This window comes from bacterium, assembly GCA_023145965.1.
In the GTDB taxonomy this organism is placed as follows: domain Bacteria; phylum UBP14; class UBA6098; order UBA6098; family UBA6098; genus UBA6098.
The window spans coordinates 1-24,497 of sequence record JAGLDC010000042.1 but is presented as its reverse complement, the minus strand read 5'-3'; the positions used below and the strand labels follow the sequence as shown (position 1 = coordinate 24,497).

Genomic DNA, 24,497 nt, shown 5'->3' with positions numbered 1-24,497 from the left:
ATAATAATATAAAAATATCCCGATCAAAGATCGGGATATAAGGAGAAAAATGACACACAACTAATCTTTTTTAACTTTGCTACATCGCTTGAGATTATACTGGCCGCGACCAAATAGAAATGGAATACGATATTTAACTTTTATGGGGTGTCCATCGAAAGCCATAGGCTCGAAAGTGCATTCAAAAGCAGCATCAAGTGCGACAGCATCGAAAATATCCTCTGGTAATGATTCCGAAACTTCCGCAGATATAACCTTGCCCGCTTCATCGATAATTATATCGACAAGAACGACACCATCGACACGCTTTTTAAACGCGGAATCCGGGTAACAAGGCTTTCCGGAATCAACCATAACGGGAACATGCCCGATTTGAAGGTAATCATAAACCCCATCTGAGGATGTATTTTGAGAGTATATCGAGGTAATCGATATTAGAACGGCTAGTAGAAGTAAATTAAATCTTCCCATATCACTATAAATTATAAGAATAAAATCCCGATAAACCACATTAATTTGCAGACTTAACTTTTCCTTCGCTGAATCTTAGCCCATGAGTCCTTGAGCGAAACTGTCATATTGAGAACCTTAAGATCATCTTTTGAATCTTTATCCACAACAAAATATCCATGCCTTAAAAGTTGTATTCTTTCCCCGACCTCAAGCGAGGCTATTTCCGGTTCGGCCACACATTTATCGAGGACAAAGCAGGAATCGGGATTGATATAATCGATAGCGGTTTTGCCTTCTTCGATATCACCCATATTTTCCTCTGTGAATAGGCGGTCGTAAAGCCTTACTCTACAAGGCTTAGCATAACCCGCATCGACAAAATGGAGAGTGCCTTTTATGCGTCTGCCATCGGGAGTTCCCCCTCCACGAGATTCAGGATCATATTCACAATGGACTTCTGTTACCTCACCAGACTCATCTTTGACCACCCCCGTGCATGTAATATAATAAGCGTATTTAAGTCGAACCTCTTTCCCCGGTGAAAGGCGGAAATACTTTTTTGGAGGATCCTCCATGAAATCTTTACGCTCAATGAATATCTCGCGCGAGAAGGGTATCTTGTGTATAGTAGAATTCTCATCCTCTGGATTGTCTATGGCGTCGAACCACTCGGTTTTGCCCTCTGGATAGTTATCAATTATTACCTTCAATGGCCTTAGGACAGCCATAAACCTTTTCGCTGTAATGTTAAGCTCTTTCCGAATACAGTGTTCTAAAAGGGCAATATCTACTAAACTGTCAGCCTTCGCGATGCCTATCCGACTACAGAACTCTCGAATAGACAAGGGGGTGTACCCGCGTCGCCGAAGACCGGACAGAGTGGGCATTCTGGGGTCATCCCAGCCGTCAACATAACCACCCTCGACAAGACCGCGCAAAGAGCGTTTGCTAAGCACAGTATTTGTAATATTCAGGCGCGCAAATTCTATTTGGCGTGGGTGATAAACACCCAGTTCATCGATAAACCAGTCGTATAATGGCCGATGATCCTCAAACTCGAGCGAACAAAGTGAGTGGGTTATGCCCTCCAAAGAATCCTCGAGACCGTGCGCCCAGTCATAACTGGGGTATATACACCATTTATCCCCTTGGCGATGGTGTGCACTATGGAGTATCCGATACATTACAGGATCGCGCATGTTGATGTTCGATGAGGACATATCGATCTTAGCACGAAGTGTTCGCGCGCCGTTTGGAAACTCGCTGGCTCTCATTCTTCTGAAAAGATCGAGGTTTTCTTCGATGGTTCTGTCGCGATAGGGACTATTCTTTCCCGGTTCTCTCAACGTTCCGCGATATTCGCGGATCTCATCGGAGGTTAAATCACAGACAAAAGCCGAGCCTTTCTCGATAAGTTGCACCGCAAGTTCAAACAGCCCCTTAAAATAATCCGAGGCAAAAAACAGTCTGTCCTTCCAGTCAAAACCAAGCCAATGAACATCATCAATAATTGAATCGACAAATTCTCTTTCCTCTTTTGATGGATTCGTATCGTCGAAACGGAGATTGCATTTACCACCGTAATCCTCGGCAATACCGAAATTAATACAGATCGCTTTTGCATGTCCGATATGAAGATAGCCATTTGGCTCGGGCGGAAAACGCGTGTGGACATGGTCGGACCTTCCGGAGGCCAAGTCTTCGTCTATTGCCTGACGAATGAAGTCTTTATATTTCTTACTTTTTTCGCTAATTTCTCTCTTTTCGTTTTCCATAATTTCCCTCGAATTCTATCCAATCTGTTGAATTACCTCGATAATATATACTCAATATGAGAATAATGTATAACAATTTGCGAAAAGCTGCTTCTGAGCAGATAATATTGCTTCCAGCCCCGGGGGCGTCGGAATTTCTTTGCCAAAAGGAAAGTTCACTTTCCTTTTGGCAAAGAAATCACCTGCAGGTCGGCCAAAAATTAACCCTAATCCAGCAAGCTTGCTCCGACCTGCAGGTAGCTATGATTTTCGGGAAGCGTGCTTCCCGAAAATCATAGCCCCGACGCCCCCTATAATGTTTTTTCAAATCCAGCTCGATTATTCCATGAGCTGAGAGTTATACAGCCTTCATTGCAAGGAAATATTATTGGGTAGTCAGATCCCGTGAATATTGGCATATGTTTTCTCAAGCCCGTTCATGGAACCTCGATACACAAAAACCGCATTTTTCCTTTCAGTGTAATCATTTATTAAAGGAAAAAGGCCATTTGGCTGAAAATAAGCTTATTCTAATTGAATATCCACTAACCTAGTAATAAAGCAAAGCTATACAGTCTTTTGCTTCATCGCTTGACTTAATATGGTGAGTCGATTAGATTGAGGGTTATGAAGAAAATAGCTTTCATAGCTTTTGACCTAAATCCTCTATGGGGTTCCGAGGCCCATGTTGGGCATATGTGGCTTAGGGCAATATCCTCGGATTTTTATGTCGAAGTCTTCACTCTATCTATCAACAAAGATGCAATCGAGGATTTCGATTACGGTCCCAATGTTAAATTTCACTATATTGAAATAAACCCTTTGTTACGGCAATTTCTTTTCAAATTAAAACTCTTCGGAACGTTGAACAGAACCTTCATAAAACAACTAACTCCCATACTTCTTGAACTGTGCCACAAAAAAAAAATATCCCTTATACACTTTGTTACCCCGGCAGGAATACACACATACAATAATATTTATAAGAAAATCGATATTCCTTATTTGATCGGACCCATTGGTGGAGGGCTCAAAACACCACCAGGATTTAGCAAGGCTTTTAATCTGAACGCTTTGCTTAGTTCAAAATTAAGATCTCTATTTCACATTTCTTTGAAATACAAAAAGACTTTCAAAAACTACCTTAAATGCTCCTCGGCAATTATCGCCGGCACAAAATTTATTATGCCTATTATTCCTGTGGAGGTGCATAATAAAGTCCGTTATATATTTGATACATCGATCGAGGAAGAATTGAAACCTGTCCCAAAAGTCCATTCAGAAAAAGTGAAATTGGTTTTTTGCGGAAGATTGATTGCAATTAAAGGTATTACCATGCTAATCGATGCGCTAGGAAAAATAAAAAAAGAGCGTCCACAAGTATGGAACGCAATCGATGTAAAAATTCTCGGTGATGGCCCTCTTCGCTCCAAGTGTGAACGCCACTCCGCTAAATATGGGTTATCGAATCGCGTTAGTTTTCTAGGGAAAATACCACGAAAAGAAACTCTGGAAATCGTCGCAAATTCGGATATTTTATGTAATCCTGCAATACGCGAACCCGGTGGGACAGCCGTCCTCGAAGGTATGGCTCTGGGGCTTCCTCTGATAGTTGCGGATTACGGAGGACCATCGATCTCAGTGACCGAAGAATGTGGAATAAAAATCAAGTTAACAGATTACGCCACTTTCGTCGAGGACCTTGCTCTAGCTATCTCACTTTTAATAACAAACGAAGACTTAAGAATCCGGCTTGGTGAGGCCGCTAAAGAAAGGTCGATAGAATTTTCATTCGAGGCTCTAAAAAAGCGCGCTCTCGAGCTTTATAATAAGCTTACAGAAAACAGATCACCAAAGTAAAACTTCACTAACACATTAGCTTGATACCCTTGAAACCGGACCAATAAGAACATCTGAAGACAATTAAACAATTACTATCGTTTAATTCAAAAGCATCTCAAGTATCTTTTATTCTGCAGAAACCTCGCTTTTCAATATCCTATTAAGACTACAAATATCAGTTCTACCGCTTGTTTTCTTGCAACCACTGTATCGCGCATTCTACACGCTCTAATACTCTTTCTTGGCCTAAAAGTTCGAGCATCTCAAAAAGGCTGGGGCCTGCTGTTATACCACTTACCGCCAATCTTATAGGATGAATAATCTTCCCAGCACCAACTTCAAACACTTCGGCCACGCCACGAATTGCAGCTTCGAGGCCATCGTGAGTGAAATCACAATCTGAAAGCGCTATGTGAGCAGCTCTTAAGCGATCTATTATATCCTCGCCTTTGAAGCTCTTCTTCACACCTTTTGGTTCGTAACCTTCGATCTCTTCAAAGAAATAAAATGCCCTTTCTTTAAGCTCGACAAGGCGGGCTAAGCGCTCTTGCATTAAACTGACTACCGATTTGACATAGGCTTCACCCATCGGTTCCCAGTTCGCGCCTATCCAACCCCATTCAGCCATGAAGGGTTTCAATCTCTCTGTAAGTTCTTCGATCTTCATTGCACGAATATAAGCACCGTTCATCCAGTTGAGCTTTTCTATATCGAATACCCCGGCGGATGTGTTAATTCTATCGATTGAAAAGGCCTCAATAAGCTTTTCCTTGGGAAGAATCTCCTCGACACCGCCCGGATTCCATCCTATTAGCGCGAGGAAATTGAATAAAGCCTCTGGAAGGTATCCCATATTTTTGTAATCGAGCGTATTTGTGGCACCGTGGCGTTTAGATAACTTCTTCTTATCTGTGCCGAGTATCACAGGCACATGAACAAATTTCGGCGGCTCGATACCTATGGCATCATAAATAAGTTTATGCTTGGGCGCCGATGAAATCCATTCTTCACCACGAAAGACATGGCTAATCGCCATGTGATGGTCATCGATACAACTTGCAAAATGGTATGTTGGGAAACCATCGCGCTTTATTATAACAAAATCATCCAGTGTGGAATTTAAGACCGTAATATCGCCGCGAAGTTCGTCGTGGAAAGTCGTTGTTCCTCCCTCGGGTATTTTAAAACGAAGGACATGCTTGTCATCGCCCGGTAGGCCATTAAGTTCGAGATCACGACAGCGATTATCATAACGAATATCTTTTTTTGCGGTCTCCTGAGATGCGCGAAGCTCGCCAAGCCTTTCAATGGAGCATTCACACCAATATGCCTTTCCCGTTTCCAAGAGATAATTGGCATATCGATAATATAGCTTTAGCCTTTCGCTTTGAAAATAAGGCCCGTGTTCACCATTTATAGGTTCGGGACCTTCATCGATGTCCATCCCCAGCCAATTAAGCGCACCAATAATCTCCTCCACCGCCCCCTCTACATAGCGTGAGCGGTCAGTATCTTCTATTCTTAGGATAAATTCCCCATTGTAATGCCTTGCCAAAAGCCAATCGAAAATGGCCGTGCGAATAACGCCCACATGCGGTTGGCCTGTTGGCGAAGGTGCAAATCTTACTCTAATCGACATAAAACCTCCTATAAAAATTGAGATTCAATATAAGTTTCGTCCAAACCCATGTCAACTGCTTAACCCGACTTCACGAAATGATTTGCGTGTTATATTTCATTCCTGCTAATTATTTTTTCAATAAAATTTATCTCCTTTTCTCGTGAAAAAAGATAACCGAGACATCCCATAATTCCATTTTGAGAATCTTTGGTTTTGTTAAGCACCACCGGGGGGGCGTCGTGCGTTGCGCCTTCGGCTTACCGCTTGCGTCCGGTCAACGGACAATCTTGCATAATTCGCCACTTTTTTATTTTGACCGTCCGCTAATTTTGCAAACGCGGAAAGCATGTTTTCCGCGTTTGCAAAATCCGACGCCCCCCGGAAACACTATATTTTTGGGGCATTGACTAGCTATAAAACTCAAACGACGAATTCTAGCGACTAGCGCGATTTACTTTGAAGCCTTAATAAATTTTTTATCCTTGACAAAAATAGCGAACGAATTATAATATGGCTTTGAAATGGCGGCGTAGCTCAGTTGGTCAGAGCAGCGGAATCATAATCCGCGTGTCGAGGGTTCGAGTCCCCCCGCCGCTAGAAATTCCGCCCGAAGTAATTCGGGCTTTTTTTATCTTTAGCCGATATATCGAGACTTGATTTTTATTTTTGATGTTGTATTTTGAAACAACATCTTAGATTTGGAGAACAATGAGCAAGCACCCTGATTTTATTGAATTAGTTGAGGTTGTGGACAAACTTCGAGGTGAAAATGGATGCCCTTGGGACAAGATACAAACCCACGATTCAGCTAAGCCGTATCTAATCGAGGAAACCTACGAAGTAATCGAGGCTCTCGAAGCCCACGACGACAGCGCTCTATGCGAAGAATTAGGCGATGTCCTTTTGCAAATTGTATTTCACGCCAAAATGGCTTCCGAGCGTGGAGCCTTCGATATCGATGACATAACGAAAGGCATTGTGGAGAAATTGATAAACAGACATCCACATGTCTTTGGTGAATCTTCGCTAGAAACTGCAGAACAAGTTTTACAGGAATGGGAACAAATAAAACTGAAAGAAAAAAAGGCAAAGCGAGGTAAATCCTCCCTTCTAGATGGTTTACCCATGTCTATGTCGGCGCTGCTCGTTGCGCAGAGAATACAAGAAAAAGCCTCACGCATTGGTTTCGATTGGCCTACAATCGAACCTGTATGGGAAAAAATTCGTGAGGAGTTCTCCGAATTAGAAAAGGCGATTGTATCACAGGATATAGAAGAAATCGAGTCCGAACTTGGAGATTTACTTTTTTCGATTACTAATCTAGCGCGTTTCCTTGAAGTATCGAGCGAGATGGCCCTTCGAAAAACAATCCGAAAATTCGCCTCGCGATTCTCGCACGTCGAAAAAAGGGTTAAAGAAAAGGGGCTCGAGCGCCCACCCCTCGAAGTTATGGATGTCTTTTGGGAAGAGGCCAAAAAAATGGAAAGACAAAATTAAATGCCGTTTTCTGTGGATAGAATCGACCACGACGCAAATATAGGAATAACCGTCTTAGCAGACTCCCCGGAAGAACTCTTTAGAGGTGCGACGGAAGGAATGCTTGAAATTTTATTGGATAGTTCAAAAATTGAAAGCAGAACTATTCGAATTGTATCGAAAGCCTCAAAAAAAATCGACCTGCTTCTTGTCGGTTTTCTAAACGAGATACTTGATCTCGTTTTATTAGACGGCTTTGCCGCGCGGGGTATCAATATTGGAGAATTTACCGACGATTTTATCGTTGCGGAGGTTAGCGGTCAGAAAAACCTGCCGGAATATTCAGTCTTACACGAAATTAAAGCGGTAACATGTCACCAACTCGAAATTAAAAAGGACGAAAAAGAAACATATTCCACGAGGATTATTTTCGATTTATAATTATGACTATCAAAAGCAATATAGAGAAACTGGGAAAAAAGATTGCCGCTCAATGTGCAAACTGTGGACGCAATCCTGAAGAAATAACGCTCATCGCCGCAAGCAAGTATGTCGATGCCGGTGGAGTCGAAGAGGCTTATTCGGCAGGGCTTAGACATTTTGGGGAAAACAAGGTCAAGGATGCACTCATTAAAATTGAAGCCCTTCCAAAAGACATTATCTGGCACATGTTTGGGCACCTACAGAGCAATAAAGTTACTAAAACCGTGGGAGCTTTCGACCTCATACACTCCATAGATTCACTCGAATTAGCGGAACGCATCGATAGAGTGGCATCCGAAAGAAACATTCTCCAGAAAATACTCATCGAAGTTAATGTCAGCGCGGAAGAAAGCAAATTCGGATTCGATGCAATAAAGGCATCTAGTAATATCTCTCGCATTCTTCAACTCGAAAACATAAGTTTACAGGGCTTTATGACTATGGCTCCATTCACAGACGACGAACACTCAATCCGAAACGCTTTTCAAAAACTTAAACAGCTTAGAGATAATATTTCCTCCAAAATGGGGAACGAACTACCTATTCTCTCGATGGGTATGACCAATGATTGGAATATTGCAATCGAGGAAGGTGCAACACATCTCCGAATCGGTTCGGCTATATTCAAAGGATAATCCTCTTGAAATCGCTGGGAATCGGCATTATAGGCGCTGGACGAATAGGATCGGCGATGGCTTTCTGGCTTGCCAGAAACGGATGGCGAATCGTTGGTTTTTATGATATACTCGAAAAGTCCTCCGCCGAGGCTGCACGTATAACTCCATGTGGTGTATTCGATTCGATGGAAAAACTCGTTGATCGATGCGAAATCTTATTCATAACTGTTCCCGACGACGCAATAATATCGGTTTGTGAGCACCTTGGCGAATTACGCGATTTCAGCGCAAAGTTTCTATTTCACACAAGCGGAATACTCCCTTCGAAAATACTTCGCCTGGCAGGCTTAGACAAAGCAGTATATTGCATACATCCATTCGGAGGCGTATCATCAATCTCGAAAACCGAGAATCCATTCAAATCCCTCTTTTTCGGATGTGAAGGCGATCTTGCAGCCTCAGATATCGCTGAAAATCTCGTTACATCCCTCGAAGGCAAGTTTATCCATATCGATTGTAATACGAAAGGTCGATACCATTTTGGCGCAAGCCTTGCCGCAAACCACAGCTTTGCCCTTCTGGAGATTTGCTCGAAACTCCTCGAAGATTCGGGAATTCAGAAAAAAAACGCTATCGACATGACAATATCGATAGTCGAGAAAGCTATAGAGAATTTCCGTAAATTCGGGTTTGCAAATGGAGCTACAGGCCCGGTTGTCCGTAATGACGAACTCACTATCGCACAACACCTTATTGCCGCTAACCAAACAGGCAACCTCGATATCTACATCGCTGGATTGGAAAAAATAAGAGAGCTCTTGCGAAAAGGAAATTAAGGCTAAATACCAACTTCTATATTATCTATAAGACGTGCCTTGCCAAGTCTCGCCGCTAAAACAATCACACATTCCCTCGAAAAGGGATTATCGATGGGCTTTAAGCTTGAAGTATCCACGATCTCAATATAATCAATATCGAACGGACCGCTGCCCTCAATACGGTCTCGCATCACCCTAATCAATGCACCCGAATCCTGAGCATTGCCGTTTTCAATCCTGTCTTTGGTAAAAAGAAGCGTCCGATATAAAACAGGTGCAACCTCTCTCTCGATAGGCGTAAGATATTTGTTTCTGCTCGACATAGCAAGACCATCGTGTTCTCGGACAGTCTCACCCCCAATAATCTCGATGGGAAAATTAAGATCTGCAGCCATCCTCTTAATGATGGTTAATTGCTGATAGTCTTTCTTCCCAAAAATAGCAAGATCGGGCTGAACTATATTAAACAATTTACCCACAACAGTTGTAACTCCATCGAAATGGTTCGGGCGGGTGCGTCCGCAAAGAAGCTGACTAAAACCGCGAACCTTAATTTCGGTGGAAAAATTATCCGGATACATTACCTTGGAAGTCGGATAGAAAATAATATCGACGCCCTCGTTTGAACAAAGCGTCTCATCTCGTTGGAAATCCCGAGGGTAGGAGTCCAAATCCTCATCTGGACTGAACTGTGTTGGATTAACAAAAATCGAAACAACCACCCTGTCGGCAAGTTTTTTTGCACTATGCACAAGCGAAAGGTGACCATCGTGGAGAAAACCCATCGTAGGAACAAACCCAACTTTTAAACCGGAAACCTTATACTCACGAATTCTTCCACTAATTACCGATATATTGTCGATTATCTCCATTGGGCTTAATAGCTTTCTTTAGAATTTGGAAAGGCTCCATTCTTGACATCTGAAACATAGCTTTTGACAGATTCAGTAATAACCTCGGACAATGCAGCATATTTTCTGACAAACTTCGGGGTAAATTCGTCAAACAATCCCAATATATCATTTACAACCAATATCTGTCCATCACAACCACAACCCGCACCAATACCGATCACTGGAATAGATAATGATTCTGTTATCCTAGTCGCTAACTCACTCGGGACCTTCTCCAAAACGAGTGAAAATATGCCCGCTTCTTCGAGCGCCAAGGCTTCATCGAAAACACGATCTGCCTCGAGCTCGCTCTTCCCAATAAGCCGATACCCACCAATTGTATGTATAGACTGTGGGGTCATGCCAAGGTGCCCCATAACCGGGATACCAGCATCAAGGATAGCCTTTATATGCTCGATAAATGCGCTCCCACCCTCCAGCTTAACCGACTGCGCACCAGCCTTTACCATACGCCCCGAAGAAATCACAGCATCCCGAACCGAAGGTTGATAGCTCATAAAAGGCAAATCTCCAACAACGAGGGCGCGCTTCGCGGCAGAACTAACCGACTGAATATGCGGTAACATAACATCGAGTTCAAGCGTAAGAGTATTTTTCGCGCCATAAACAACCATGTTCATAGAATCACCCACAAGGATTACATCTATACCGGCTCTATCCAAAAACTTGGCCATAAAATAATCGTATGCTGTTAAAGCGGCGATTTGCTCGCCCCTCTTTTTGCTCGCCAATATGTCTAGTATTGTTAATTTATCAGCCATTATCTCACTCCCAAAGCGTAACATCAGGATTGTAGAATTCTGTCCCTCTAATAGGCTTTTCCAACCTATGAAATAACTCATCGATCACTAAATCAACCTCAAGATCGAGTCTTTCGGTGTTTATTACCAATAATGCCGATTCACGATAATTAAAGAAATAATGCTCATAAGCCTCGACTAGGTTTTCTATATATCTTTCCGGAATCTTCTTCTCATAATTCCTGCCACGCTTGCGTATGCGCTTCATTAATGCTAATGAGCTGGCCTGAAGATAAATTACAAGATTGGGCTTAGGTATCTCGCTGGCAAGATGACGCGCAACCTCATTGTAGAGCCGTATCTCCAAATCCGAAAGATTGATATTGGCAAATATTGCATCCTTCTCAAACATATAATCAGCGATGATGGCCTCGTGAAAAAGATCATAATTATGAAGCTGATTCAACTGCCTATACCTTGATAAAAGGAAAAATATCTGAGTGGTAAAAGCATTGTAAACCGGATTTTTGTAAAAATCAGGAAGGAACGGATTCTCATCAAACCGCTCTAAAACCAATCGACCGTTAAATCTATCGGCGAGTTTCTTGGCAAGGGTAGTCTTGCCAACTCCGATAACACCTTCGATTGCTATGTAATGAGGACTTGCCATCTTTTATCAATATACTTAGAGACTACTTTATTTTCAGCTTTAGGTAATTCCTCTCTCAACTTCGATAACGTCTTCCCCGAAATGGGATCGGCCACTTCCGGTATCAACTCGATAAGCGGATCCAGAAAAAAATCGCGTTCAATAAGACCCTTATGAGGAATTGTCAAATCAACCAAATCTATAATAAGACCATCAAATAGCGCTATATCTATGTCGATTTTGCGCGGCCCCCAACGAAAAATCTCCTCCCGGCCAAGCTCCTTCTCGATCTTTTTAAGCTCATATAATAATCCTCGAGGATCAATGTTCGTCGAAAGAAGAAGAGCGGCGTTTATAAAATCATCCTGGTCTTCAACACCGTATGCCTTGCTAATAAAAAGGCCGCTAATCCCCTTTATTGCCCCAAATTCACCAATTTTCCCCACAGCTTTAATTAAAAAACCTACCCTGTCACCAACATTCGATCCAAGAACCAAAGCTGCTATCATATCTCCCCACGTATAACCTCAACCTCAATATAATCCAGATTTCCAGGAAATGGCGGATTGCTCTTTCTAACACAAACCCTTACACCGCTCTGTGTGAAAGAATTTTCCAACAAATCGGCTATGCCCTCGGCTAGAGTCTCGGTGAGATGGAAAATATTCTCAGTGATAAAATCCCCAACAACCCTATAAACCTCTTCATAATTAACTGTATCCATAAGATTATCGGTTTTCGCCGCATGATATGTGTCCACTACCATCTCGACATCGACAGTAAAACGCTTCCCAATCTCCTTCTCTGCCGCCGTCACACCGTGATAGCCATAAAAAGACATGTTATGTATTTTTATTACTCCCATAATATTTATTAAAAATAGCCACTAAAAGCAAAAAAGTCAAATAAAATCAGCTATAAAAAAAGCCCTTCAAAGAAGGGCTTTCAATAGTTCTAAGCAAATACTACTCTATCTACTCTTTGTATTCCAATCCGGGCGATATGATATAACGAACAAAACGACTATCTTCTCTTTGACCATCGGGCCGAATAAGAATAATACCTTCGAATTGCCTTTGGTTTAATTCTTCCGAAGGCGGCATATCGATTGTAATTGGGTATTTACCAACTTCCCCAGAACCCAATTTGATCGTTGGGCTCTTTGAGAATATTCCAAAAAGCTTTTTCTTCTTAGGACAAATCCAATTGGGGTCGAGTATCCAACCGGTTTCTTCAGTCGTCAGCGGAAAAATATCAAGTACCCTCCCGATAATAGAATCACCGAAATTCGGGATATAACTCTCAAGTGAATACACGTGCTCAATTTCATCATCATTGCGAATAGTGATAAAAATCTCACCTTTGTTAATCGTGCTATCGCCATATTGGATCGGCTGTATTGCAGGCGCAACTGATAACTTATCGCTGTTTATAGCAGCTAAAGCCTTCTTAAATGGCGTTTCGATTAACCACGTGGCTCTGGCACCCAACTGGAGAACCGTTCCAGCTTTGCCTCCAATAGAAGGATCCTTCCACGCGCTTTGCATAACCGAAAGCTCGCATACCCACGCACGATTATAGTTTTCATCGCTCTCCGGGATAGAAATCATAATCGGAATATCCACCGTGTCGTAAGGCTCAACTTTTACATCATTCTTCATTGGTTTAACCCAATTCGTATCCGGCATCGGAATATAGCCTTTAAGCCTATATTCGTCTGCCACAACACTGATGTTGTAAACCATCGGTGAAGAATTAATATTTATTATGCGCAAAGGCTTGCCGGGGGTTTGGCTATCAAACTTGCGAACATAAGTCAGGGATGCTCCCGGCTCTATATAGATACCAGAACTAAAAAGCGAACTACATCCCAAAATTAATAATGCTAGAATTGAAGCAAAAGAAACTTTGTTTTTCAACATTTATCCTCCAATTAACTTTATTATCAGTATAATAAACCGATTTTTAAAACTCATGCAAGCATTATTTTCTAAAAAGAAATTTTAAAAAATGAAAACCCCCTCTGGAATTTCCTGAAAAAACTTTCTACTAGGAATATTTGTAAATAAGATTCTTCTTTCAACTATCAATTCGGTAAACTATGAGTTATCAATTAATTGCTATTTTGAATTAAACTTATCTAAAACTGTGAAAATGCCGGCTAAAGATATCTCCGATAATGTTAAAACCATTCGAGAGAGTATGACTCCCACTATTACTATAGGTTTGTCCACAATGAGCGGTAAAACGAGCATCATTACGCCCTCTCGAACACCGAGTCCCGCCGGAACGAAAACAGCAAGCAACCCTACTATACCCGCAGCAAAGTAGATTGAAGTTATTGGCAAATAAAATGCAAAACTTATAGGGGAAAGCGAACACAAAACCATAAATAACCCAAGACCATGAAGCAACCCAGGAAAAAGATACACAGCTACATACTTGAGCGTTACGCTGTAAGGAGGAACCTCCTCCATCGGAGAACGCTTTATTAATCTAAACCCAAAATTGGCAAGGGGTTTGAAAATGCCCGGCCATAAAAAAATCAAAACCGCAGCAAATCCAATCAAAGCAACCCAAATCGAATAAGAAGGAAGATATTCACCCGCCGCTATAATACCAATTAACACCAAGATACATGCCCCGCCGATTGTCGAAATCATCTCTACACCGGTCGCTATAGCTGTATTCTTACGCGAATACTCTCGATAGGTTTCCATCCGAATTAGCAAAAGACCAACTTTTCCCGGAATATATCTCCCAAGTTGAGAGAGAAAAAAGCCTTTGCCCGCTTTTATCAAAGGCACTTTTAGACCATAAGAACGCGAAAGATGTTGCCAAATTACTAACTTTGATAAATAAGCAGAAACTTCACTCAATAAAGCAAGGATTATAAAACCCCAACGAAAATCAAAATCGTATTTCCTGAGCTCTCCGAAATTCCTAGCTATCATATATCCCACAGCCACTACTACTAGAAGTGCCAATGCCCAGCTATACCATTTTTGTTTGTTCAAAAAATCTAATCCTTTCACATGTCAATAACACTTCAATATGCAACTTTTTATAGAGAAAAAAAATGGAAAATCAAGCTACAATGCTCTGAGTTCTCTGACCACTCGAATGTATTGTTCTGAAAAAAGGTGAACTAAATATTAAACTATCGGCAACACCTCACTTACTTCACAATATTCATGTTTTGTTATTATACTTCAAATCAGCATTTATTTAACTCAAATTCTCTCAGTAACTTGATAATCTTTTCGAGTAAGCAAACGGACCAGAAAGAATCCCTTAAGCTGGGAATGAGCTTGTATAATTGAAAATCGACATTAAGTTAATAAGGATTTTACATTAATGAGCAATCAAAAATATTATTGGAAAAAGCTAAATGAAATTTGGCATTATTTGTTCGATGCATGAAGAAATTAACCTATTGAAAGCCGATCTCGACCAAGATAATGACCTCGTTATAGGTAAACGCCATTATTGGTCGGGTAAACTCTATGGGAAAAATGTGGTTCTTGTCTTCTCCAGATGGGGCAAAGTCGCTTCTGCCTCGACTGCAACGACTTTAATCGATAGATTCGGTGTCGAAGGTATTGTTTTCACCGGGGTTGCAGGTGCAGCTGATCTCGAACTTGAGATTGGCGACATTGTCATCTCCTCAGCACTGATTCAGCATGATATGGACGTGAGCCCGTTACCCACATTCAACAAATTTGAAATTCCACTTCTAGGAATATCTCGATTTGCCGCTAATAATGTCTTTATCGAGCGAATGCAGATATCGGCCAAAAAATATGTCGAAAGCGAAATCTTCAATGAAATCGAACCCGAAATACTCGAACAATTCGATATAAAAAAACCTCGAGTGAAGGTAGGATTGATTGCCAGCGGAGACCATTTTGTAGCCGATCATAAGATAATCTCACAGCTAAAACAAGAACTTAACGACCTTTTATGTGTCGAGATGGAAGGAGCTGCAGTAGCACAAGTCTGTTTCGAACACGATATTCCTTTTGTAGTTACTCGAGCGATATCGGACAAGGCCAATCGTTCGGCAATTATCGACTTTCCATGTTTCGTCTCAAAGATCGCCTGTTTTTACTCGCGCGGCATGATTCGTAGAATGCTTTTAGAGTGGGAGGAACCTAATCCTTAACCAATAGGAAAATCTTGTCGTCTGTTTTTTGGGTCTCGAGGATATTCAAAATTATCTTACTTCGAGCTTCCACCTCTGGCATGTCCATTGCTCACAAATTAGCATATTTGGAGGTTTATAATGAAAAAATTAATTCTGTTTTTCTTTTGCGCTATTGCTGCATTTCCATCTGACATTTCACACAGCATCGACTTCGAAAACGATGCTGTTAATACATTCCCCGAAGGTTGGACGTCTAAAGATAAAACTAATATGGTAAAGGTTTATAAGATTAATAAGGAGGACAACAACAAGTTCCTTCATGCTACAGCCGATAAAATAAGTGTCACAATCGGCTTCGACAAGGAATGGCATCTTTCCGATTACCCCAAACTCAAATGGCGTTGGCGCCCTATCGAGATGCCTATTGGAACAAACGAAAAAATCAAATCCGGCAATGATGATGTTCTCGGTGTTTATGTGTTATTTGGAGGGTTTCCAATTCCCAAAACCATCAAGTATATATGGAGTGAGACTCTTCCGATTGGCACTATTCTCGAATCTCCTTATTCTGCTAAAACCAAGATGATAGTCATAAAAACCGGCGAAGATGGACTCAATGAGTGGCATGGCGAATCCCGCAATGTCCTCGAAGATTACCGAAGCCTTTTTGGCGAATCCGGTGCAAAACCTACCGCCAAAGGCATAGCTGTTCTTACTGATTCTGACAACACCGCCACACACGTCACCGGTGATTATGACGACTTCGTTATTACTAAATAAAACTAGATGCTCAAACAGCTTCTCTACATACTTATCGCCCTTTTCGTCGTTTTTGTTGTTGTCAATAGTGGATGGAGATATTTCAAACGGAAAAAACGCCAGGCCGCAAAAAGAATCAGAAACGAAAGCCCAGATTATATCGCACTTGAAAACGAAAAAGACAAAATTAAACAAAAAAGACTCCAGATCGAAAATGAGCATCCATATCAAAGGATTGTATCGCTTAGATTGAAACTCAAGACAGCTATTGCCAAAGAAAATAAAAATATTATTCAAAAAATTGAAAACGAGATTGAAGGCATATTAGCTGAGTATGAAAACATCGATGAAAAAAGACTCCGTGAGGCCTACATCGCACAACTAGAGGCCATGAATGTGAGGCTTAACAAGATCGAAATTGAACAAAGAATAATACTTATCAAAGCCGAAAAAATAATCTGATCGACTCGATATAGTTATTCATCGAGAATTGGATAATATTAAAAGGTGCTGATTCATTTGCCTTTGCCAGTAAAAAAAAATTATAATCTAGATTGTTTGCTAAAAATTCGAGAATCAAGACTTAGCAAAGTTCTTTTTCTTTGATGTTAATTAAACAACCTATTTAAGAATTCAATTGACTTAATGTAATAAAAAGATATATTTTTCGAGTTTTACGGAAATAACCCATTGGAGGAACATATGTATGCAATAGTTAACATTAAAGGCGAACAGGTCAAGGTGGAAGCCGGCAAATCCGTTATAGTTCCGCTTATGGCCGATAGAACTTCCGGTGACGAAATTGTCCTCGACCATGTTATTCTGCTCTCCGGCGATGATGAACCAGTCATAGGACAACCCAACATCGAGGGCGCAACTATCAAAGCCAAAGTAATCGAGCACTTCCGCGATGACAAAATCATCGTTTTCAAGAAGAAACGCCGCACCGGTTACCATAAAAAACAGGGACACAGACAAGATTACACCCGTTTGATGATCGAAGAGATAGCTACGGCCTGAGATATTGCTCTATAAAACAAGCAAATCTTTTTTCATTACCTTCTTAGCGGTAATTATCCTTTTAGCGATAGGCACCGAAGCACTTTGTGCTGAGGTTATCGGTGAGGTAAATGTCGTCGGAACTAATAACACCTCGGAAGCCCTCATTAAAACAACCTCGGGACTCATGGAGGGCGGAACCTTCGGTTCTTCCGTTTTCGAGGATGCTGTCCGCAAAATATATAGACTCGGCTTCTTCGATGATGTCTCTATTCGTGGTTCGCAAAGCGGGAATATTGTCGATCTGGAGATCGAGGTAGTTGAGTTTCCAATAGTATCTAAAATCCTTTTCGAGGACAATAAAGCAATTAAAGAAAAAGACCTCCTGAAAAAGGCAGACCTTACTCTTAATGATTTCCTCTCTCCTAAAAAAACCTTCCATGCTGTAAAAAACCTCAAGGAAGCCTATATCGAAGAAGGTTATCCCAATGTCGAGATCGAAACATCTGCAATCGAAACAGCAAAAGGCCGAGTTAATATAACCTTCATTATCGATGAAGGCCATGAGGTTCGTATAGGAAACATCGCTTTTCATGGAAACGAGGTTTTCTCCGACTCGAAACTTCGCCGTAAGATTGAAACAAAACAAAAATCCTTTTTTCGAGGTGGGAAATTCTCTGAGACCAAATATCAAGAGGACCTTGAAAAAATCGAGGATATCTATCACAACAACGGTTACATAACCGCGAATATTCTCGCAGATTCTGTTACTACGGACACCACCGATTCGCGCTTAAATCTGGATATCTGGCTCGAAGAGGGCCGTTGTTATTATTTTGGTGATATAGCAATCTCCGGCAATACTATTTACAACGAAGACGATATCGATGCTGTGTTAAGATTCGAAAAGGGCGATGTCTTCAGCGGTGAAAAACTCGATGAATCCCTGGCGGAAGTTTATTTTCTTTACCAAGAAAAAGGCCACATTTACGCCGATGTTCAAGACACTAGAAAACTCACAGCTGACACAGTCGAGCTGAGCATTGCCTTAAATGAAGGTATCGAGGCGCATGTCCGCAAAATAGAGATCGCCGGAAATACACGCACTTTCGATAGAGTTATTCGAAGGGAGATGTCAATATATCCCGACGAGGTTTTCCAAAGAAGCAAAATGATGCGCTCGGTGCGCAATATCTATTATCTTAACTACTTTAACGATGTCCTCCCCGATTTTGAGATTCTTCCCAACGGCGATGTCGACCTCATTATGCAAGTCGAGGAAAAGCCCATCGGACGATTCCAGATTGGTGGAACATATAACTCTCGAGACAAAATCGTTGGTAATATATCCATCGGTTGGCCAAACATGTTAGGAAGAGGCTGGGAGACCGAATTTACATGGGAATTCGGCGCCAATCGTAAAAACATCTCTTTAAGTTTTACTGAACCCTGGTTTATGGGCGTTCCGACTACGGTTGGTTTTGATATCTATAACACCGAGCTGGTTTGGTCAAATTATTACACAGAGCTTCGCACCGGCGGCGCGTTACGCCTAGGTCGCAGACTAAGTTGGCCAGATGATTATTTCACCCTTTATTGGAGATACAAACTAGAGCAATTTAAATACTACGAATTCTCCTCGAGTTATAGTCCTACTTCCCAATATGATCTCAGAGAGGTCGAATGGCCGCAAGTGGAATCCGCTTCGAGAATGGTTATTCAACGGGACTCGCGCGATTCCAAAATGTTTGCTGCAAGAGGAAGCAGAAATAGCTATACTGTAGAGGTTGCCGGAGGCTTCCTTGGCGGCAATGTCTCCTTTCTAAAACAGGATTTCTCCACTGGCTGGTATTTTCCGCTTCACAAGTATTTAACAGTTGTAGGAAAGGCCAAAATTGGATACCTCTCCAATGTCTTTAATGACGATCCTAATGATGTTCCTTATTCCGAGAGATATTTTTTCGGAAGTTATGGGTATGAGGGTCAAATACGCGGTTATACCGACAGGGGCATATCTCCTATTGACACCTCTGAAGCCGAATACGACTCCTCAGCTACACCAGACATATCAGGGAGACTGCCACTCACCTCACCGGAACAAACTTTCCGATTGGGCGGAAGAGTTATAACCCAACTCACTATGGAGCTTAGAGTTCCCATTTCGCGCGACCAATTCTATATTGCGTTATTTGGCGACATGGGCAATTCATGGCGCGGCCTAGATGATGTTGATTTCTCACAATTGAAGAGAGGTGCCGGCGCGGGCGTAAGATTGGTCATTCCCATGCTTGGAGTCATGGGCATCGATGTCGGTTACGGCTTCGATAAAGACGATTTGAGAAACGAAATTTCTGGTTGGCAATGGCATTTCCAGATCGGTCCTGAATAGAATATATTTTTTACTAGATTTTATATTTTGCTAATAGCAACCTTTTCGGGGGGCGTCGGTTTTTTTGCCAAGATGGCCGACGCCCTCCTTTTATACAGCTTAATTAATTTTGGATGGCCCGCCTTTTTTTGAAAAATATAAATAATTTTTGAATTTTTTGGACAAACTATTTCATTTCAAAAATATTTTCTTATAATGCTAATATGTTTTTTTTGTGAACTTAAGAAAGGTGTGCAATGGCCGAAAAAATAGATGATTTAACGATCCGTTATGAGGAAGACGATGTTGTGATAGTTGACGAGCTAGATAAAGTAATCCTCTCTCGCGCTGCATGGTGCACTATTGTTTTCAGATATCGGCAATGGAACAGGACGAAAAGCGAATATAGCGATGATCGATACAGCATAAGACGTTATCGCAAAGTTAAAGACCAATACATGCAACAGTCAAAATTCAATATTTCGAGTGCTTCACAGGCCAATAAGCTTATCGATGCTCTCACCAAGTGGATTCCTAAGGAAAAAAAATCCTGAGTCGTTATTCTCCCAAATTCATAGGATTCGCTTCTCTTTTCGATGGGAGATAAATCTATACATCTTATCGGGGTCACGAAAATTTTCGATCCCCCAAAGGGTGAACCCGTTGTTGCTGTCAACGGTTTGGACCTAACTATTCCTGAAGGCGAGATTTTTGGGCTTCTCGGTCCGAATGGCGCGGGAAAAACTACAACCCTGCGAATGATTTCGACCTTGCTTCAGCCCACTCGCGGCAAGATATTGATTGATGGCCACGATACAGTTACCGAATCCGACAAAGTTCGTAGAAAACTAGGTTTCCTTTCCGGCAACACGGGCTTATACAAACGCCTCAAGGCCTGCGAAATGGTCGAGTTCTTTGGGCGTCTTTACGGTATGAATGAGGTTTTTCTTAAAAACCGAGTAGATGAACTTTTCGGCATCCTTGACATGAAACAGTATGCCGAGACTATGTGCGATTCTCTTTCCTCGGGCACGAAACAAAAAGTGAATATCGCCCGAACCATGGTTCATGATCCACCGATTCTAGTTTTCGATGAACCTACGGTCGGCCTCGATGTTATGGTTGCTCGATCACTTACGGATTTTATCCTCAGCCTTAAAAAAAACCGCAAGACGGTTATTTTCAGCACACATATTATGCGAGAGGCTGAGCGCCTTTGTGATCGGATTGGCATAATCCATCAAGGAAGCTTACTTTCGGTCGGAACCTTGGAGGAACTCCTCGATCAAACCAACACTTCCAACCTCGAAGATGCCTTTTTCGAGCTAACAGGCACCGAGGAGTTAATATTTTGAGAGCAAAGGTTATCGGCATAATATTCAAGAAACAGCTTGTCGAGATTCTTCGCGACCGAAGGGCTATCTTCGTTATTTTCATACTGCCATTACTTCTTTACCCAATCATGATAGTGGGCTTCGCGCAAATGTCCATCTTCTTAGTGGGCAAAATGGAGAAAGAGCTTTTTCCTGTAATTATTGAAAACAGGGAATCCTCTCCGGAACTTATGGCTTTATTCGAAGAAGATACGCAGCTCACAATTGTTACATCCGATAATCCCGATTCGCAACTTGCCAACGGCGATATACTCGCTAAAGTCACCATCTCGGATGGCTTTAGTGGAAAAATAAACTCAGGCGAAAGGGATACACTCCAAATCTTTTTCAATGGTGCCGAGGAGCGAAGTGAATTCGCCCTTTCTCATATTTTGGAAATACTCGACAGCTATGAAAAACATATCGTTACAAAGAGGGTTACTTCAGCGGGACTCGATAGCTTCGTTACCGATCCTATCGTAACCATCCGTGAAAATATTGCTACAAAAGAAAAAATGGGAGGAATGGTCTTCGGGCGCGTGCTCGCCATGATACTGGTTCTCATGGTTATATCCGGGGCATATTATTCAAGTATCGATATGGTGGCCGGAGAAAAAGAGCGTGGCACCCTTGAAACCCTTCTGGTTTCACCGGCAGGAAGAATGGAAATCGTCATCGGGAAATATTTAACCGTGCTTATAATGGCCTTTGTCAATGCCCTTCTTAATCTCGTTTCCATGGGTCTGACTATGAGCGTTGGCATTGATGCTATGGGTGGCGAACTCTCAAATTTTCTCTCCCTTTCGCTTGCTCCAGGAACGCTTGCGCTTATTTTAATACAACTAATTCCTCTTGCAGCGCTTTTTTCCGCCGCTTTCCTAGCTATATCGTCTTCAGCTAAAAGCTACAAAGAGGCTCAAGGCTACCTCACTCCGTTGCTGATCGCTGCAGAACTTCCTGCGATGGCTGCGCTTCTTCCCGGTCTCGAACTCAATACCGGGCTGGCCTTTGTCCCAGTGTTAAACGTTTCGCTTCTAATTAAACAGCTTATGGTCGGTTCAGTTGGCATAATCAACTTCGCCATAGTTTGGATTTCGACTGCGATCTTTGCAATTCTAGCCCTAAAATGGGCATCGTCGATAATCTCAAATGAGGAGGCCTTGCTTTCTGAATCCGGTGGTTCACCATTATCGAGGGCTTTTGCCAGTAATAAATCTCTTAAAACAAAAAAAAACCATGCTGGAGCAAGCGACGCCTTTTTCCTATTTGCTGTTGCAGTGGCTTTGCTATGGTGGGTCGGCACACCAGTTCAAATGAGGGATATTGTCGCAGGACTTTTAATAACTGAAGTCTTATTGGTGAGTGCACCGGCTTATCTTCTTGCAAGAAGGCTCAATCTTAACATTAAAGAAACATTCCGCATTAAAAACCCCAATTTACCGAGGATATTTCTTACTATACCACTCGGTATCGCCGGTTTCGTATTGATAACACAATTTCAAGTGTTATCAAATATGATCTCGCCCATCTCTCCGGATTATCTCCAACAATTCGAGGGCATGCTCAACGACATAGCCTCCCTTGGCATTGTGGGTGGATTAGCGGTTTTGGCCGTTATTCCTGCGATATGCGAGGAAATCCTTTTTAGGGGTTACATTCTCGATGGTCTCACAAGAAAATGGGGACCGATTTTGGGTATAGTCATTGCTGGCGTGCTATTTGGAGCATTCCATCTCGATCCATTCAGGCTGATACCTGCTTCTCTTCTCGGTATTGTTTATGGTATAATGGTCTTCCGTCGCGGTTCGATCTTCTATGGCATGGGAGCTCATGTAATCAATAATTCGTGCGCTTTTTTAGCTAGTATCTATGGTGAATCTATTTGCGAAAGATATTTCTCCGGCGAACAACTCGCTCCTATCTGGTTGATTATTATTGCTATAGCCATTTTTACGCTGTGTTTTGCGCTTATTATTAAAAAGGACAAAGGACTTCATCCACATGGAGAAAGTATATCCAATCAACATAACTATTCCTGAAAGAATTGACCTCCTTGGTTTGGCCCGCCCACAACTTGAGGACCTTTTCGCCTCTCTAGGCGAAAAGCCTTTCCGCGCCAAGCAATTGCTTAAATGGATATATCGGCACCGTTTTCGCGATTTCGAGCCTATGACAGATATGCCAATCCCTTTGAGAGCAAGGCTTGCCGAGAACTTTTCTATTGGAAGGCTGAAAATTGCCGAGAAGATAACTTCCAGCGATGGTGCCACGAAACTCCTTTTCACATTGAATGATAACACCTTAATTGAGGCAGTCCATATCCCTGCCGAGGAGCGTAATACAGCCTGTCTTTCCACACAAGTCGGGTGTAAAATGACTTGTCGTTTTTGTGCCACCGGCAAGCTTGGTTTTAAACGCAACCTTACATCAGGAGAAATTGTCGGGCAGTTTTTGAGCTTGGAAGAAGAACTTGGTATTAAACTATCTAATGTTGTCCTTATGGGCATGGGCGAACCGCTTCAAAACCTCGATGAGGTTATTAAAGCTTTAGATATTTTTTCCGACGACAATGCAATTGCTCTTGGGCACCGTAGAGTGACTCTTTCCACAGTGGGTATTCCTGATAAGATCGATGAATTACTGCAATCCGGGATGAAACCCAAACTCGCCATTTCTCTGAATGCCCCCGACGATAAACTACGCTCACACTTGATGCCCAAGGCCTCTAAAATTTCACCGATAAGGGATATTCTTCTTGCTGCGTCGCAATATGCCAACATGACCGCGCGTTGGTTCACAGTCGAGTATGTCCTTTTAAAAGACGTTAATGACAGCCTTAGCCACGCGGATAGATTAGCCGAATTACTTTTTGACCTGCCCTGCAAAATCAACTTGATTCGTTACAACGAAGTTCCGGGTCTCGGTTTTTCTACTCCAACCAATACCTCTGTGGAAAAATTTCTTTCTTATCTCTGTTCCGCTGGTCTCACTGCGACTTTACGACAGAGTAAAGGCCAGAAGATTTCGGCGGCATGCGGTCAACTTGCGGCAACAAAATCGAATATATAAAACAAGCATATTTACCCTTAATATGTTAGAATCACCAGCGTTATTTACAGTTTATCGGGATAAAAATACTCGATTAGTTTTTCCATTGGAGTAAACCCCCCGATACCTTTATGTGGTTTGACCGAGTTATAATAGTTGAGATAACGCTTGAGTTCATTGATTCTGTGTGCGGATGAGTTGAATCTGATTTTATAATGCCATTGCTCCATAATTGTTCGTATAACTCTTTCGGCTTTTCCGTTTGTCCTGGGCGTTCTTACCCGCGTAAACCCTTGTTCTATCTTATGTTCTTTGCATGTCAACATAAACTCGTGATGATTTGGGTTTCCTTTGTATTCTCTGCCATTGTCGGTGTAATACAGTTCTGCGGTATAAGCACACTCGTCCACGACCTGTTCGAGAAACTTTTTTGCCG

Annotated in this window: 25 protein-coding genes and 1 tRNA gene; 15 read left to right on the top strand and 11 right to left on the bottom strand. The window is 42.0% G+C overall.

Annotation, left to right across the window (positions count from 1 at the left end; genetic code table 11):
• Window positions 1–60: 60 nt before the first annotated feature.
• Together KAH81_04940 and KAH81_04935 are read right to left on the bottom strand one after the other, a co-directional pair.
• Window positions 61–471, bottom strand: coding sequence for an energy transducer TonB (locus KAH81_04940; GenBank protein ID MCK5833001.1), 411 nt, complete (start codon window positions 469–471; stop codon window positions 61–63).
• Window positions 472–524: 53 nt separating this feature from the next.
• Window positions 525–2,228 carry a glutamine--tRNA ligase/YqeY domain fusion protein gene (locus tag KAH81_04935; GenBank protein MCK5833000.1) on the bottom strand — a complete coding sequence of 568 codons (1,704 nt, stop codon included), beginning with the start codon at window positions 2,226–2,228 and terminating at the stop codon, window positions 525–527.
• A 606-nt stretch (window positions 2,229–2,834) separates the two neighbouring features.
• Between KAH81_04935 and KAH81_04930 the strand changes: the two genes are divergently transcribed.
• On the top strand, window positions 2,835–4,067 hold the full coding sequence (locus KAH81_04930) for a glycosyltransferase family 4 protein (protein MCK5832999.1): 1,233 nt from the start codon (window positions 2,835–2,837) through the stop codon (window positions 4,065–4,067).
• Window positions 4,068–4,230: 163 nt separating this feature from the next.
• Here the strand turns inward: KAH81_04930 and KAH81_04925 are convergent, their stop codons facing one another.
• Window positions 4,231–5,688 (bottom strand): glutamate--tRNA ligase, encoded by a 1,458-nt coding sequence (locus KAH81_04925; protein MCK5832998.1) that lies wholly within the window; start codon window positions 5,686–5,688, stop codon window positions 4,231–4,233.
• 505 nt (window positions 5,689–6,193) lie between these two features.
• On the opposite strand from KAH81_04925, the gene KAH81_04920 reads away from it, so the two are divergent.
• The 5 genes from KAH81_04920 to KAH81_04900 all read left to right on the top strand — a co-directional run bounded on the left by KAH81_04920 (window position 6,194) and on the right by KAH81_04900 (window position 9,082).
• Window positions 6,194–6,267, top strand: a tRNA-Met gene (locus KAH81_04920).
• A gap of 111 nt (window positions 6,268–6,378) precedes the next feature.
• Complete coding sequence (gene mazG / locus KAH81_04915) at window positions 6,379–7,167, top strand: nucleoside triphosphate pyrophosphohydrolase (protein ID MCK5832997.1); 789 nt, start codon at window positions 6,379–6,381, stop codon at window positions 7,165–7,167.
• Complete coding sequence (locus tag KAH81_04910) at window positions 7,168–7,587, top strand: archease (protein ID MCK5832996.1); 420 nt, start codon at window positions 7,168–7,170, stop codon at window positions 7,585–7,587.
• Between the two features lie 2 nt (window positions 7,588–7,589).
• The gene (locus KAH81_04905; protein ID MCK5832995.1) at window positions 7,590–8,264 is read left to right on the top strand and encodes a YggS family pyridoxal phosphate-dependent enzyme; all 675 of its coding nucleotides are present in this window, start codon (window positions 7,590–7,592) and stop codon (window positions 8,262–8,264) included.
• 5 nt (window positions 8,265–8,269) lie between these two features.
• Entirely contained in the window at window positions 8,270–9,082 is an 813-nt protein-coding gene (locus KAH81_04900; protein MCK5832994.1) for a DUF2520 domain-containing protein, read from the top strand.
• Between the two features lie 2 nt (window positions 9,083–9,084).
• Here the strand turns inward: KAH81_04900 and KAH81_04895 are convergent, their stop codons facing one another.
• The 7 genes from KAH81_04895 to KAH81_04865 form a co-directional block, all read right to left on the bottom strand.
• The gene (locus KAH81_04895) at window positions 9,085–9,936 is read right to left on the bottom strand and encodes a pantoate--beta-alanine ligase (GenBank protein ID MCK5832993.1); all 852 of its coding nucleotides are present in this window, start codon (window positions 9,934–9,936) and stop codon (window positions 9,085–9,087) included.
• Between the two features lie 5 nt (window positions 9,937–9,941).
• Window positions 9,942–10,739 (bottom strand): 3-methyl-2-oxobutanoate hydroxymethyltransferase, encoded by a 798-nt coding sequence (gene panB / locus KAH81_04890; protein ID MCK5832992.1) that lies wholly within the window; start codon window positions 10,737–10,739, stop codon window positions 9,942–9,944.
• A gap of 4 nt (window positions 10,740–10,743) precedes the next feature.
• Window positions 10,744–11,388 (bottom strand): deoxynucleoside kinase, encoded by a 645-nt coding sequence (locus KAH81_04885; GenBank protein MCK5832991.1) that lies wholly within the window; start codon window positions 11,386–11,388, stop codon window positions 10,744–10,746.
• Window positions 11,367–11,876, bottom strand: coding sequence for a 2-amino-4-hydroxy-6-hydroxymethyldihydropteridine diphosphokinase (gene folK, locus KAH81_04880; protein MCK5832990.1), 510 nt, complete (start codon window positions 11,874–11,876; stop codon window positions 11,367–11,369). Before folK ends, KAH81_04885 begins: the two co-directional genes overlap by 22 nt.
• A complete protein-coding gene (folB, locus tag KAH81_04875; GenBank protein MCK5832989.1) occupies window positions 11,873–12,232 on the bottom strand; it encodes a dihydroneopterin aldolase in 360 nt (119 codons plus the stop codon). The genes folK and folB overlap by 4 nt, the downstream gene beginning before the upstream one ends.
• A 109-nt stretch (window positions 12,233–12,341) precedes the next feature.
• Entirely contained in the window at window positions 12,342–13,289 is a 948-nt protein-coding gene (locus KAH81_04870; GenBank protein ID MCK5832988.1) for a hypothetical protein, read from the bottom strand.
• 198 nt (window positions 13,290–13,487) lie between these two features.
• Complete coding sequence (locus KAH81_04865) at window positions 13,488–14,384, bottom strand: flippase-like domain-containing protein (GenBank protein ID MCK5832987.1); 897 nt, start codon at window positions 14,382–14,384, stop codon at window positions 13,488–13,490.
• A gap of 398 nt (window positions 14,385–14,782) precedes the next feature.
• Between KAH81_04865 and KAH81_04860 the strand changes: the two genes are divergently transcribed.
• The 9 genes from KAH81_04860 to rlmN all read left to right on the top strand — a co-directional run bounded on the left by KAH81_04860 (window position 14,783) and on the right by rlmN (window position 24,082).
• Window positions 14,783–15,532 carry a 5'-methylthioadenosine/adenosylhomocysteine nucleosidase gene (locus KAH81_04860; GenBank protein ID MCK5832986.1) on the top strand — a complete coding sequence of 250 codons (750 nt, stop codon included), beginning with the start codon at window positions 14,783–14,785 and terminating at the stop codon, window positions 15,530–15,532.
• Between the two features lie 120 nt (window positions 15,533–15,652).
• Window positions 15,653–16,294, top strand: a complete 642-nt coding sequence (locus tag KAH81_04855) for a DUF3047 domain-containing protein (GenBank protein ID MCK5832985.1) — start codon at window positions 15,653–15,655, stop codon at window positions 16,292–16,294.
• Between the two features lie 6 nt (window positions 16,295–16,300).
• A complete protein-coding gene (locus tag KAH81_04850; GenBank protein ID MCK5832984.1) occupies window positions 16,301–16,735 on the top strand; it encodes a hypothetical protein in 435 nt (144 codons plus the stop codon).
• 240 nt (window positions 16,736–16,975) lie between these two features.
• Window positions 16,976–17,293, top strand: a complete 318-nt coding sequence (gene rplU / locus KAH81_04845) for a 50S ribosomal protein L21 (protein ID MCK5832983.1) — start codon at window positions 16,976–16,978, stop codon at window positions 17,291–17,293.
• A gap of 4 nt (window positions 17,294–17,297) precedes the next feature.
• Window positions 17,298–19,661, top strand: coding sequence for an outer membrane protein assembly factor BamA (gene bamA / locus KAH81_04840; GenBank protein MCK5832982.1), 2,364 nt, complete (start codon window positions 17,298–17,300; stop codon window positions 19,659–19,661).
• A gap of 236 nt (window positions 19,662–19,897) precedes the next feature.
• On the top strand, window positions 19,898–20,194 hold the full coding sequence (locus KAH81_04835) for a hypothetical protein (GenBank protein ID MCK5832981.1): 297 nt from the start codon (window positions 19,898–19,900) through the stop codon (window positions 20,192–20,194).
• 42 nt (window positions 20,195–20,236) lie between these two features.
• Window positions 20,237–20,995, top strand: a complete 759-nt coding sequence (locus tag KAH81_04830) for an ATP-binding cassette domain-containing protein (GenBank protein MCK5832980.1) — start codon at window positions 20,237–20,239, stop codon at window positions 20,993–20,995.
• Window positions 20,992–23,052: a CPBP family intramembrane metalloprotease gene (locus tag KAH81_04825; protein ID MCK5832979.1), complete on the top strand. Its 2,061-nt coding sequence runs from the start codon at window positions 20,992–20,994 to the stop codon at window positions 23,050–23,052. The genes KAH81_04830 and KAH81_04825 overlap by 4 nt, the downstream gene beginning before the upstream one ends.
• Window positions 23,015–24,082, top strand: coding sequence for a 23S rRNA (adenine(2503)-C(2))-methyltransferase RlmN (rlmN, locus tag KAH81_04820; protein ID MCK5832978.1), 1,068 nt, complete (start codon window positions 23,015–23,017; stop codon window positions 24,080–24,082). The genes KAH81_04825 and rlmN overlap by 38 nt, the downstream gene beginning before the upstream one ends.
• Window positions 24,083–24,126: 44 nt before the next feature.
• Here rlmN and KAH81_04815 read toward each other — a convergent pair.
• A partial coding sequence (locus KAH81_04815; GenBank protein MCK5832977.1) for an integrase core domain-containing protein occupies window positions 24,127–24,497 on the bottom strand: 371 nt, incomplete at its 5' end.

Coding starts and splice junctions, on each gene's coding strand:
- KAH81_04830 (MCK5832980.1), top strand. CDS start 20,237: ATGGGAGATAAATCTATACATCTTATCGGGGTCACGAAAATTTTCGAT.
- mazG (MCK5832997.1), top strand. CDS start 6,379: ATGAGCAAGCACCCTGATTTTATTGAATTAGTTGAGGTTGTGGACAAA.
- KAH81_04925 (MCK5832998.1), bottom strand. CDS start 5,688: ATGTCGATTAGAGTAAGATTTGCACCTTCGCCAACAGGCCAACCGCAT.
- folK (MCK5832990.1), bottom strand. CDS start 11,876: ATGATAGCAGCTTTGGTTCTTGGATCGAATGTTGGTGACAGGGTAGGT.
- KAH81_04850 (MCK5832984.1), top strand. CDS start 16,301: ATGCTCAAACAGCTTCTCTACATACTTATCGCCCTTTTCGTCGTTTTT.
- KAH81_04910 (MCK5832996.1), top strand. CDS start 7,168: ATGCCGTTTTCTGTGGATAGAATCGACCACGACGCAAATATAGGAATA.
- folB (MCK5832989.1), bottom strand. CDS start 12,232: ATGGGAGTAATAAAAATACATAACATGTCTTTTTATGGCTATCACGGT.
- KAH81_04885 (MCK5832991.1), bottom strand. CDS start 11,388: ATGGCAAGTCCTCATTACATAGCAATCGAAGGTGTTATCGGAGTTGGC.
- KAH81_04905 (MCK5832995.1), top strand. CDS start 7,590: ATGACTATCAAAAGCAATATAGAGAAACTGGGAAAAAAGATTGCCGCT.
- KAH81_04870 (MCK5832988.1), bottom strand. CDS start 13,289: ATGTTGAAAAACAAAGTTTCTTTTGCTTCAATTCTAGCATTATTAATT.
- KAH81_04855 (MCK5832985.1), top strand. CDS start 15,653: ATGAAAAAATTAATTCTGTTTTTCTTTTGCGCTATTGCTGCATTTCCA.
- KAH81_04835 (MCK5832981.1), top strand. CDS start 19,898: ATGGCCGAAAAAATAGATGATTTAACGATCCGTTATGAGGAAGACGAT.
- rplU (MCK5832983.1), top strand. CDS start 16,976: ATGTATGCAATAGTTAACATTAAAGGCGAACAGGTCAAGGTGGAAGCC.
- rlmN (MCK5832978.1), top strand. CDS start 23,015: ATGGAGAAAGTATATCCAATCAACATAACTATTCCTGAAAGAATTGAC.
- panB (MCK5832992.1), bottom strand. CDS start 10,739: ATGGCTGATAAATTAACAATACTAGACATATTGGCGAGCAAAAAGAGG.
- KAH81_04930 (MCK5832999.1), top strand. CDS start 2,835: ATGAAGAAAATAGCTTTCATAGCTTTTGACCTAAATCCTCTATGGGGT.
- KAH81_04935 (MCK5833000.1), bottom strand. CDS start 2,228: ATGGAAAACGAAAAGAGAGAAATTAGCGAAAAAAGTAAGAAATATAAA.
- KAH81_04895 (MCK5832993.1), bottom strand. CDS start 9,936: ATGGAGATAATCGACAATATATCGGTAATTAGTGGAAGAATTCGTGAG.
- KAH81_04860 (MCK5832986.1), top strand. CDS start 14,783: ATGCATGAAGAAATTAACCTATTGAAAGCCGATCTCGACCAAGATAAT.
- KAH81_04940 (MCK5833001.1), bottom strand. CDS start 471: ATGGGAAGATTTAATTTACTTCTACTAGCCGTTCTAATATCGATTACC.